This is a genomic window from Mycobacterium sp., from assembly GCF_035499775.1.
GTDB lineage: Bacteria > Actinomycetota > Actinomycetes > Mycobacteriales > Mycobacteriaceae > Mycobacterium.
Genome location: NZ_DATJYB010000043.1, coordinates 1 through 10,714, shown reverse-complemented (window position 1 = coordinate 10,714; position 10,714 = coordinate 1). Strand labels below are relative to the sequence as shown.

Sequence of the window (10,714 nt, the reverse complement as noted above, 5' to 3'; positions counted from 1 at the left end):
CGCATCTCAGGTACCACTCGCGGCGACAACATCCCGATGCAGAAGGTCTTTGAAGCTTGCGGGTACATCAGGGAGGGCGTTTTCCGCGAAGCGTGGCGGACAGCCGCCGGCGGACGAATGGACACCCTTTATTACGGCATTATCCGGTCCGACTGGAGCGGCGGGGTTATCTAGAAGTCTTCGCCCTCGACGCGCTGACTCAGGTCGTCAGGATCGTGGCGGCGGCGGTGCCGGGTGCGCCGTAAACCTGCGCGAACCCGACTTGCGGCGAGCCTGGGACCTGGCGGTCACCGGCCTCGCCGCGCAACTGGCGCACCAACTCGTGTACCTGCCGCAGCCCGGACGCCCCAATCGGCTCGCCGTTGGCGATCAGGCCGCCGTCGGTGTTGACCGGCATCGCTCCGGTGATCTCGGTTGCCCCGTCGGCCAACAGCTTTTCCTGCTCGCCGTCGGCGCAGAATCCGGCCTCGGCCATGTGGATCACCTCGGCGCCCGCGTCGGTGTCCTGTAGCTGGATGACGTCGACGTCATCCGGTGCCACACCGGCCTTTTCGAACGCGGCCCTGGCGGCATAAACCGTCGGCGAGACGTCCTCCTCGACCGGCGCGTAAGTGGTGTTCACCTCGTAGGCGCCGTAGCGGCGGGTGCGGACCTCGACCGCGCGAACGTACACGGGTTTGTCGGTGAATCGGTGCGCGATGTCGGCGCGGCACATGATGGCCGCGGCGGCACCCTCGTCGGGAGCGCAGAACATGTACTGGGTCAGTGGGTAGTTCAGCACCGGCGAGTTGAGGATGGCCTCCTCGGACATCGGCTTGCGGCGAAATGCGTTGGGGTTCAACGCTCCATTGCGGAAGTTCTTAGCCGCCACCTTGGCCAGCGTGCCGACCGAGATGCCATGGTCGTGCAGGTAGCGGTTGGCCTTCATCCCGAAGAATTTGGTGGTGAGGTACTGCCCGTTCTCGGCGTACCAGCTCGGCATCCCGACCAGCGCCGGGTCCTCGGTGAAGGCCCCGCGCGGATGCTTGTCCATACCCACCGCGATGCCGATGTCGTAGTCGCCCAACCGGATACCGTCGGCGCACGCTTTGGTCGCGCTGGCCGCGGTGGCGCACGCGTTGAACACATCGGTGAACGGAATCCCGGTGAGCCCCACCATTCCGACGATCGCGTCCGGATTCGCCACCGTCCAGCTGCCGCCGACCGCGAACTGGATGTCCTTCCATTCCAGGCCGGCGTCGGCGAGCGCGAGTTGGATCGCATCGCCGGCCATCTGCATCGCGGACTTGCCCTCGAAGCGGCCGAACGGGTGCAGACCCACGCCAACGATCGCAACGTCACTCATGCGATAGCCCCTGATTCCTTCAGTTCGGAGATACGGTCCCAATCCATCCCCAGCTCCATCAAGACGATTTCGGTGTGCTCGGACGCCTGCGGCGCCCGGATGGTCTGCAGCGGCTCATGGTTGAACTGGACCGGCCCGCGCACCACGCGGAATGGTTCTCCGCCGCTGGCGAGCTCGACTTCGGCGATCATGTCGTTGGCGATGGCCTGCTCGTCGTCGGCCAGATCGAGCAGACTCTGAAACGGCGCCCACTGGCCCTTCATCGTCTTCAGGTGCTGGCGCCAGTAGTCGAAAGGCTTGCCGGCGAAGGCCTTCGCGATCAGCTCAGTGGCGGCGTCGGCGTTCTGTATCAGTGGCAGCACCTCGGCGAAGCGCGGATCGTCGGCCGCCTCGGGGATACCGAGGTGCTCGAAGGTGTCGCGGATTATCCCGGTCGGGCTGATGATGCACAGGTTGATGGTGCCGCCGTCGGAGGTTGTGTAGTTGGCCATGAACGGGTTCACCGACGGGGCTGCCGACCCCGGCATCGAGGTGCGCATGACCTCGCCGGCCTCCATGCCCTGCGTCACGCTCGCGCCGGCCGCCCACCAGGCGGTGCTCAGCAACGACACGTCGAGCTCGACGGCTTCGCCGGTGCGCTCACGATGCAGCAGTGCGGCCGAGATGCCGCCGGCGATGAACATGCCGCCGATGGAATCGCCGAACGCGGGAATGCCTTGTCCCAGTGCGCCGCCCAACTCTTCCGGCGTCAGCGCATGCCCCACGCCGCTGCGCGTCCAAAAGGCCGTGCCGTCATAGCCCCCGACGTCGCGCTCCGGTCCCTTGTCGCCGTAGGCCGAACCGCGGGCGTAGACGATGTCGGGGTTCACCGCGCGGATGTGCTCGACGTCGAATTTGTTCTTCCGCCGTTGCGCGGGCATGTAGTTGGTCAGGAACACGTCGGAGGTCTTGGCCAGTTCGTAGAGCACTTCCCGGCCACCCGGGGTGGAGACGTCGATCCCGACGCTGCGCTTGCCCCGGTTGGGATGTTCCATCAGCGGATGCCGGTCCGGGTTGACCTGGATGCCGCCCATATTGAGGAACCCGCGCTGGGTGTCACCGCGCACCGGGTGTTCGATTTTGAGGACGTCGGCGCCCCAGTCGGCGAGGATGGCGCCCGCCGCCGGGACGAACGTGAACTGGGCAAGCTCGAGGACACGGATGCCTGCCATCACTTTGATCATCGTCTGCCCCCTGTTACGCCGCGTCGAACGTCACCGGAATGGCCGTCGGGGAGCGGAACGGCTGCCCGTGGATGTGCGGATCCTCGTCGGTGACCACCTCGATGTTGGTCAGGCGATTCAGCAGGCATTCCAGGGCGACGCGAGTTTCCAAGCGCGCCAAGTGAAGTCCCAGACAGGTGTGTTCGCCCGCCGCGAAGGAGATGTGCGGCATGTGCTTGCGGAAGATGTCGAATTCCTCGGCCCGTTCCCAGCGTTGCTCGTCGCGATTGGCCGAGCCGATGCATACGCTGATCATCGCGCGGTTGGGAATCGCGACTCCTTCCAGCTCGGTGTCTTCGGTGGTGTACCGCTGCACGGTGGTCAGCGGAGTCTCGAAGCGCAGCCCCTCTTCGATCGCCTGCGGGATCAGCTCGCGGTCGGCGCGCAGCGCCGCGAACTGTTCCGGGTGGGTCAGCAGCAGATACAGCAAGTTGCCCGACGAGCGGTACGTGGTTTCCAGGCCGGCGGGCAGCAGCAACCGCAGAAATGAGTAGATCGCTTCGTCACTCAGCTTCTCGCCGTCGATCTCCGCGGCGACCAGATCGCCGATGATGTCCTCGGTCGGCTTGGATTTGCGCTTCTCGATCTGCACCAGGAAGTACTCCTTCAGCGCCGCGGACGCTTCGAAAGCGCGTTCGTAGTTCACGTGGTAGCTGATCACCTCCACGGCGCGCTTGCGGAACATCGGCAGGTCTTCGGCCGGCAGGCCGAGCAGCTGGGCGATGATCCGGGTGGGGAACTCGAAGGTGAAATCCCGGACCAGATCGGCCCGCCCGGTCTCGATGAACTCGTCGATCAACGCGTTGCAGGTCGGGCGGACGATCGTCGGTTCCCACCGGGCCAGCGACTTGGACTTGAATGCCGCCGACACCAGGTTGCGATGTTCGCGGTGCTCCTTGCCGTCCATTGCCAGGATGGTCGGCCCCATGAACAGCCCGATCGTCTTGTCGTACAACTTCGAGGTGAAGACCTGGTTGTTGCGAAACACCGTGTTGACCGCGTTGAACGACATCGCGGAGTACTCGCACCTGGGCCGAAAGTCTTCCGGCGTCTTGGAATAGTCCATGACGGTGCCCGCGAATGCGCCGGCCTGCCCGCGTTTGTGGGCAAAGAACGGATACGGGTCACGCAGGTCGACGGTTTGGCTGCCGGGCGCGTCGTGGACTTGGCTCGTCACTGAGATCTCCGGGATCTTCTAGCATCGGACGGGTGGTCGCTGTGTCAGATCGTACTGTAATTCTTACAGTAGACAAGATGGGCGGCGTGCGAATGCCGACGGCCCGTCACCCAGTCTCAGCCTGCGTGCGGGCCCACCGGTAGTCGGCCTTGCCCGACGGGCTGCGCTCGATGACGGTCCGGAACACGATCGATTTGGGAAGCTTGTAGCGCGCCAACGACTTTGCCGCATGCGCCACCAGCTCGTCAGCTTCGGCCTGGGCGCCGTCGACGAGCGCGACGACGGCCACGACTTCCTGCCCCCACCGCTCGCTCGGCCGTCCGGCGACGACGACATCGGCGACCGCGGGATGCGACGCCAGCGCGCTTTCGACCTCTTCGGCGAAGATCTTCTCGCCGCCGGAGTTGATGGTGACCGAGTCGCGGCCCAGCAACTCGATAGCACCGTCCGCGCGCTGGCGTGCGCGGTCGCCGGGGATCGCGTACCGCACGCCGTCGATGACCGGAAAGGTGGCGGCGGTCTTGGCGGCGTCGCCCTTGTAGCCGAGCGGAACGTAGCCGCGCTGGGCCAGCCAGCCGATGCCGTCGTGGCCGGGCGGCAGGATCGAGCCCAGATCCTCGCCGGCGACGAAGGTATCCGGCCCGGCGTTGAAGGTCCCGGTGGACACCGCCCCCGACGTCGACAGGTGGTGCATCTGCGCGCCGGTCTCCGACGATCCGACGCCGTCGGCGATTACGGCGTTCGGCAGGACGTCGATCAGGCGCTGCTTGACGTACGGCGTCAGCGGCGCCCCACCGTTGGCGACTATCGCCAGCGACGACACGTCGGCGATACCTTTCTCGACCGCGGCGACCAACGGCCGCGCCATCGCATCACCGACTACAGTCACCACGAACACCCGCTCCCGCTCGATGGCGCGCACCACGTCGTCGGCATCCAAATGATCTACGACCGAAGGGAATACGATGGACTGTCCCGTCGTCAGCCCGGTCATCACCGCCCACTGCGCGGCGCCGTGGATCAGCGGCGGCAGCACCATCAACTTGGGGCCGGGGCCCGAAGCTGCCGTCGCCACGATCTCGTCGAGGGACCCGGCGGGCTGGCCGGTGTAGAGATTACGACCTCCGAACGACGTCATGAAGATGTCGTGCTGGCGCCACAGCACACCCTTCGGCATGCCCGTCGTGCCACCGGTGTAGAGCACATACAGGTCGTCCGGTGAGTGCTGGACCGGCAGGGGCTCAGGCGAGCTGGATGCGATCACAGTCTCGTAATCCACTGCACCGTAGACCAAGTCATTACCCGAGTCGTCGGCGATCTGGATCAGGACGCGCAGCCGCGGAAGATCCGGCAGCACTTCGGCGACCCGCGGCGCGAACGCCGAATGGTAAATCAGCGCGGTCGCCCCGGAGTCGGCCAGCAGATACTGCAGTTCCTTCTTGACGTAGCGGAAGTTGACGTTGAACGGCGCAACTCGCGCTCCGAAGCAGCCGAGCAGCGCCTCCACGAATTCGTTGCCGTTGTAGGCGTAGAGGCCGAGCAGATCCTGGCCCACCTCGTGGCCGGCAAGCGCGGATCGCTCGGTGTGGCAGCCCAATCCCCGCGAGTGCAGATACGCGGCGAGTCGGTTGGACCGCTCGAGGATCTGCGCGTAGGTGTAGCGCCGCTCACCCTGGATCACCAGTTCCCGGTCACCGATCTTGGCCGCGACCGCCGAAGCGACCGCGGGCACCGTGAATTCCATTGGACTCCTATCCTGCCGAGCAGACACAGAATCGCACTCGCAAGGCTCGCTCAGTGCGATTGTGCGTCTGCTCGCGACATTACGGTTGGTGGGGGAGCAGGCGGACCATCAGGCCGGTGGCTTCGGTGAGCAGCGTGCCATCGGCCGCCGTCATGCTAGCGGTGATGAAAACCTTCCTGCCCTCGATCTCGGTGATGCGGCCGCGCGCGGTCAAGGGCTCGTCGATCGGGGTGATCTTGCGGTAGTCGACATGCAAAAACGCAGTCCGGGTGGGTCGGATGTTCGCGCCGGTAACGACCATCCCCAACAGCCAGTCGTAGAGCAGGGGGAGCATGCCGCCGTGCACTGCGCGGTTTCCGCCCACGTGAGACTGGGTGAAGTGGCCGGCCATGGTGACTCCGTCGGCTCCGAAGTCGATCACCCGCCAAGGCGGCAGCAGGGGATGGCCCAGCCCGGGCAGACTCAGCACCCGGCCGGCCACCGCCTCGGTTTCTGGAACCTGGTGGCCATCCATTAACGCGCAGGCGTTTTCCACGTGCTCGGCCGCTGCGGCCCACAGTGCACTGTCCGGACGGGTGGAGACGGTCAAGTCCTGAAGGCGGTGCATCGCGGCTACGAACCGGCCCAGTTCCGGGGGTGCGTCTTCAACCGGTCTGACCTCTGGGAAGCCGCCACGGGTTTCGGGTGCTGTTTCGGGCGCGTTCGTCACTGGGCCCCCCAGGCTTGGAGCAGATCGTCAGTCGTGGTGATGGTGGCCAGCAGCGACAGCGTATTGGCGATCATCGCGTCGCCGTACTCGGTGGGTATGCCCGCCACCGCGTCGCGCGGCACGACGACGCGATAGGCGGCGTTGACCGCGTCCATCACGAAGTTGGGGATCGCGATGTTGAGCGAAACCCCCACCACGACGACGGTGGACACGCCGAGGTTGCGCAGCACCGCGTCGAGGTCGGTACCTCCCATCGGCCCCACGCCGTGCCACCTGCTCAGCACGACATCGGTTGGCTCAGGGCCTAATTCGGGCAGCAGCGACGCGCCGGGCGAGCCCGGCTCGATATCGACCTCACCGTGACCGAGGGTGAAGATCTTGGCGTTGTGGTTGGAACCCAACCCGTCGGGCCGTCGCTGCACCAGGCAGTGCACGACGCGCACGCCTGCTGCCCGCGCGGCCGGCAGCAGTCGCGCGATGTTGGGCAGTGCCTCGCGGCGTGCCTCCGCGGCGAGCAGCGCCAGCCCGGCGTGCGGACCGATGACCGCGCCCTGGCACTCCTGGGTGACGAACGCGGTGTGCTGGGGTGCCGCGAGATCGGCGAGTTGAGGCCTCATGCGGAGGCGCTGACTTCCGGCGGGACGTCGTAGAACTGCGTCGCCCATTTCCGCAGCGCCATATAGCCTTTCGCGTCGACCTTGGACAGCGCCGGACGTTCCACGTACTTCTGGTAACGCCAGATTTCCAGATCGTCGAAGACCGTGGACAGGAACTGGTTTTCGATCAGATCGCGCAGCTTGCCGGTAGGCACGGCCGAGGTGTCGCCGGGGGTTCGTGGCCACCAGATCGAATAGAACAGGTCCGAACATTCGTCATCGACCGGTGTGCAGGTGAAAATCAGCCGATGATTCTGGGCGCCTTCGAAGACGCTGATGGCGCCGCCGAGACCGAACAAGTGGCTGTGGAACCGCAGGGCCAGATCCTCGGGGTTGTCGCTGCACGCGTCCGGCCAGCCCGCAATGAATTGCCATTCCTGGTCGACGATCTTCCAATCCAGCACTCGCGGCGTCACTGTGGCGTGGTGCACGTACTCGAAATGGGCGCTGTCGGGGGCGTTCTCCGCCACGATCTGCGGATGCACCGGTTCGTGCTCCGCACGCCTGGAGAACTCCGGATACGCCCGGTAGTAGGCCGCCGGGTCGGTCTCGAACTGGGGGAACTTGTGGAAGATGTCCGGCATCTCCCACTGCGGCTGCTCGCCGTGCGGGTGGTGCCAGATGAACACGCAGTCGTACTGCTCCTTGACTGGAAACACCCGCAGTCGCAGCGCCCGGTTCGGTCGGTCGGGTTGGTAGGGGATGTATCGATTGGTGCCGTCCGGGCCCCAGCGCCAGCCGTGGAAGGGGCACTGGACGCAGTCGCCGACCACTTTGCCGCCATGGCCGATGTGGGCGCCGAGGTGCTTGCAATGGGCTTCCAATACGTGCAGTTCACCGGACTCGTCGCGATAGGCGACCAGGTCCTCGCCGAAGTAATGCAGGGGTCGGGCCTCGCCGATGGGAAATTCCGGGGACCACCCGACCATGAACCACCCGGTGACTTTCCAGGTGAACGGGACCTTCACGGCGGCTCCTCCGTCTGTCTGCTGATACTAAGTCCGTTACAGTATAGATTTCAGCAGTTCGTTCCCCGGGCGGCAAGGAGCTTTATGACTGAAGCGGCTGACGAGCTCGAGGCGCTGCGGCAGCTCAAGGCACGGTATTGCCGGTTTCTGGACACCAAAGACGTCGAGTCCATGGCGGCCGGCACCGGGGGCGCGGACCCGATGACGGCGCCGCCAATGAACGGTGTCGATAGCCTCGTTCCCGAGATCACCCTCACCCGCGGGGCGGCCTAGATGCCTGACGTCGACGTGCTCATCATCGGTGCCGGATTCTCCGGCTTGTACATGCTGCACCGGCTGCGGCAGCTCGGCGTGCCGGCCCGGGTGTTGGAGAAGGCCGAAAGCGTCGGCGGCACTTGGCTGTTCAACCGTTATCCAGGCGCGCGGTGCGACATCGAAAGCATCGAGTACTCCTACAGCTTCTCCGAAGAGATTCAGCAGGAATGGGTTTGGACGGAGACGATGCCGGCGCAACCCGAGATCGAGGCGTATCTGAATTTCGTCGCCGACCGGCTCGATCTGCGCCGCGACATCCAGTTCGCCAGCTCGGTCGTCGCGATGGCCTTCGACGAGGACGCCGCCCAGTGGGCGGTGCGAACCGACTCGGGTCAGAATTTCACGGCGTCGTTCGTGATCGCCGCCTCCGGGATCCTGTCGGCGCCGCTGGAACCCGACATCCCCGGGATGGCGACCTTCGCCGGCAGGTCGCTGTTCACCAGTCGCTGGCCGAAGGAGGACGTGGACCTCACCGGAAAGCGGGTCGGCGTCGTCGGCACCGGCTCGACCGGTATCCAGCTCATCCCAGTCGTGGCGCGAGAAGCGTTGCAGCTATACGTGTTCCAGCGTTCGCCCGCATATACCTTGCCCTGGCTGGTGCGGCGCTTCGAGCCCGGCGAGTTGGACGAGATGAAGTCCCGCTACGACGAGATCCGCGCGGCCCAGCGGGCGCACCCGATTGGCGCGGCGCGGTTGAGCGCCTTCTCGGTGCTGCTAAAGATGCTGGGCAGGCCGCCACTGAAGTCGGCCTCGCGCGAGGAGCAACTGCGTGCCATCGAAGAGAACGGGGTGCTGGGCGCGCTGAATTGGAGTGACGTCTTCTTCGACATCGAGGCCAACCGGATGGCCGCGAAGCTGTACGGCGAGGCGGTGGCCCGAATCGTCAAGGACCCCGAGACGGCCGCATCACTGGTGCCCGACCATCCCTTCGCGTGCAAGCGACCCATCATCGACCAGGGCTACTACGAGACGTTCAACCGCGACAACGTCACCCTCGTCGACCTGCGCACGGCACCGATCCGCGAGGTGACACCGACCGGCCTGGCCACCGAGCATGATGACTATGAACTTGACGTGATCATCTACGCCACCGGGTTCGACGCCATGACCGGGGCGCTGACCCGTATCGATATTCGCGGCCGCGACGGGATGTCGCTCAGCGAGTTCTGGGGCACCGCAGGGCCGCTGTCCTATCTCGGGCTGGCGGTTGCCGGCTTCCCGAACCTGTTCACCATCCAGGGCCCGGCCAGTCCCAGCGCCGCCGCGAATTTCGTCGCCGCTCTCGAGCAGCATGTGGAGTGGATCGGCGACTGCATCGCCTATCTGCGTGCCAACGAGATCCGCACCATCGAGGCGCTGGGCGCGGCGCAGCAGGAGTGGATCGACCACGCCACCGCGCTGGTCGCGCCGACGGTGCTGGTCCACCCGAGCTGCAATTCTTGGTACAACGGCGGCAACGTGCCCGGGACGAAACGGATGTATATGGGCTATACCGGCGGGATCCCCGAATACCGGCGCCGCTGCGATGAAATCGCGGCCGGCGGATACACCGGCTTCAAGTTGGCATAAAGGGAGACGACATGTCATGGGTGACGAGAGCTCCGGACATCGCCCGGGATCTGAGCCGCGAGATGACCCGGGTGGTGCCACGCACGCTGGCGGGCCTCAACGAATCAACCGGCTGGGTCCCGGCGTCGCCGCGCGGTGTGCGCCAGTTCGGTGAGGTTATGCTGGACGAGCTTGTCCTGTCCGGTTTTTCGGTGCTCGGCGGGCGCCCTGCCGCACTGCGTCCGCCGAGTGAGTGCGCCGCGGCGGCCGATGAACTGTCGGAGCTGGGCATCGACCGCGCGCACAGCGACCCGGCGCCGTTGCGGGTTCGCTCGCTACGACGGCAGCGAGTCGCGGGTCTGACGTACGAACGAATGACGTTCGAGCACGACCCGGCGTTACCGAAAACGCTGGAAGCCGAGGGTCTGGGCGGACCGGCGCGGGCGGTGGTGCATCTGTGTCGGCACCGCGATGGGCCGCGACCGTGGCTGATATGGGTGCACGGCGCCGGTCAGGGCGGCCCAGAAGACCTGCTGCTGAGCCGAATCGGCCGGATATACGGCCTGGGGTACAACGTCGCGTTACCCATTCAGCCCGGCCACGGTAGCCGGCGCCGCCACTGGCCGCGGTATCCGGACATGGATCCACTGGGCAACGTCGCGGGCATGATGCGGGTGGTGTCCGAGGTCCGCGCCGTGGTGCAATGGGCACAGCCGCAGGCCACTGCCGTTGTGGTGGCTGGGATTTCGATGGGCACGCCGGTGGCCGCGCTGGTTTCGCACCTGGAGCGGCAGACCGATGCGGTCGCCTTGTACACGCCGATCCTCGGGCTGAACGCGATGATCGCGCGACACCTGGGTCGCTGGGGGACATCTCGCGACGGCTACCGGGAACTGCTGGGGTCTACGGTGGTCTCGCAGCTGACCTCGGTGATCGATCCGTTGCAGGTGGACCCGGCGGCGCCGCCGGATCGCCGGCTGATCGTCGGGG

At 65.9% G+C, this 10,714-nt stretch carries 10 protein-coding genes; 3 read left to right on the top strand and 7 right to left on the bottom strand.

Features of this window, described 5'->3' with window-relative positions:
* Positions 1–199: 199 nt before the first annotated feature.
* The 7 genes from VML93_RS02675 to VML93_RS02645 all read right to left on the bottom strand — a co-directional run bounded on the left by VML93_RS02675 (position 200) and on the right by VML93_RS02645 (position 7,861).
* The gene (locus VML93_RS02675; protein ID WP_325607407.1) at positions 200–1,345 is read right to left on the bottom strand and encodes a thiolase family protein; all 1,146 of its coding nucleotides are present in this window, start codon (positions 1,343–1,345) and stop codon (positions 200–202) included.
* The gene (locus VML93_RS02670; protein WP_325607405.1) at positions 1,342–2,556 is read right to left on the bottom strand and encodes a CoA transferase; all 1,215 of its coding nucleotides are present in this window, start codon (positions 2,554–2,556) and stop codon (positions 1,342–1,344) included. Before VML93_RS02670 ends, VML93_RS02675 begins: the two co-directional genes overlap by 4 nt.
* Before the next feature lie 25 nt (positions 2,557–2,581).
* Positions 2,582–3,784, bottom strand: coding sequence for a cytochrome P450 (locus tag VML93_RS02665; RefSeq protein ID WP_325607403.1), 1,203 nt, complete (start codon positions 3,782–3,784; stop codon positions 2,582–2,584).
* A gap of 106 nt (positions 3,785–3,890) precedes the next feature.
* Complete coding sequence (locus tag VML93_RS02660; RefSeq protein WP_325607401.1) at positions 3,891–5,528, bottom strand: acyl-CoA synthetase; 1,638 nt, start codon at positions 5,526–5,528, stop codon at positions 3,891–3,893.
* 79 nt (positions 5,529–5,607) lie between these two features.
* A complete protein-coding gene (locus tag VML93_RS02655) occupies positions 5,608–6,237 on the bottom strand; it encodes a PaaI family thioesterase (protein WP_325607399.1) in 630 nt (209 codons plus the stop codon).
* Positions 6,234–6,854: an isochorismatase family protein gene (locus VML93_RS02650; RefSeq protein WP_325607397.1), complete on the bottom strand. Its 621-nt coding sequence runs from the start codon at positions 6,852–6,854 to the stop codon at positions 6,234–6,236. Before VML93_RS02650 ends, VML93_RS02655 begins: the two co-directional genes overlap by 4 nt.
* Positions 6,851–7,861, bottom strand: a complete 1,011-nt coding sequence (locus tag VML93_RS02645; protein ID WP_325607395.1) for a Rieske 2Fe-2S domain-containing protein — start codon at positions 7,859–7,861, stop codon at positions 6,851–6,853. Before VML93_RS02645 ends, VML93_RS02650 begins: the two co-directional genes overlap by 4 nt.
* 84 nt (positions 7,862–7,945) lie before the next feature.
* Between VML93_RS02645 and VML93_RS02640 the strand changes: the two genes are divergently transcribed.
* The 3 genes from VML93_RS02640 to VML93_RS02630 all read left to right on the top strand — a co-directional run.
* Positions 7,946–8,134, top strand: coding sequence for a hypothetical protein (locus VML93_RS02640; RefSeq protein ID WP_325607393.1), 189 nt, complete (start codon positions 7,946–7,948; stop codon positions 8,132–8,134).
* Entirely contained in the window at positions 8,135–9,745 is a 1,611-nt protein-coding gene (locus VML93_RS02635; protein WP_325607391.1) for an NAD(P)/FAD-dependent oxidoreductase, read from the top strand. It abuts the gene before it with no gap.
* An 11-nt stretch (positions 9,746–9,756) separates the two neighbouring features.
* Positions 9,757–10,714: alpha/beta hydrolase (locus tag VML93_RS02630; protein WP_325607389.1), on the top strand; the 958-nt coding region annotated here is incomplete at its 3' end.

Coding starts and splice junctions, on each gene's coding strand:
- VML93_RS02675 (WP_325607407.1), bottom strand. CDS start 1,345: ATGAGTGACGTTGCGATCGTTGGCGTGGGTCTGCACCCGTTCGGCCGC.
- VML93_RS02670 (WP_325607405.1), bottom strand. CDS start 2,556: ATGGCAGGCATCCGTGTCCTCGAGCTTGCCCAGTTCACGTTCGTCCCG.
- VML93_RS02660 (WP_325607401.1), bottom strand. CDS start 5,528: ATGGAATTCACGGTGCCCGCGGTCGCTTCGGCGGTCGCGGCCAAGATC.
- VML93_RS02650 (WP_325607397.1), bottom strand. CDS start 6,854: ATGAGGCCTCAACTCGCCGATCTCGCGGCACCCCAGCACACCGCGTTC.
- VML93_RS02640 (WP_325607393.1), top strand. CDS start 7,946: ATGACTGAAGCGGCTGACGAGCTCGAGGCGCTGCGGCAGCTCAAGGCA.
- VML93_RS02635 (WP_325607391.1), top strand. CDS start 8,135: ATGCCTGACGTCGACGTGCTCATCATCGGTGCCGGATTCTCCGGCTTG.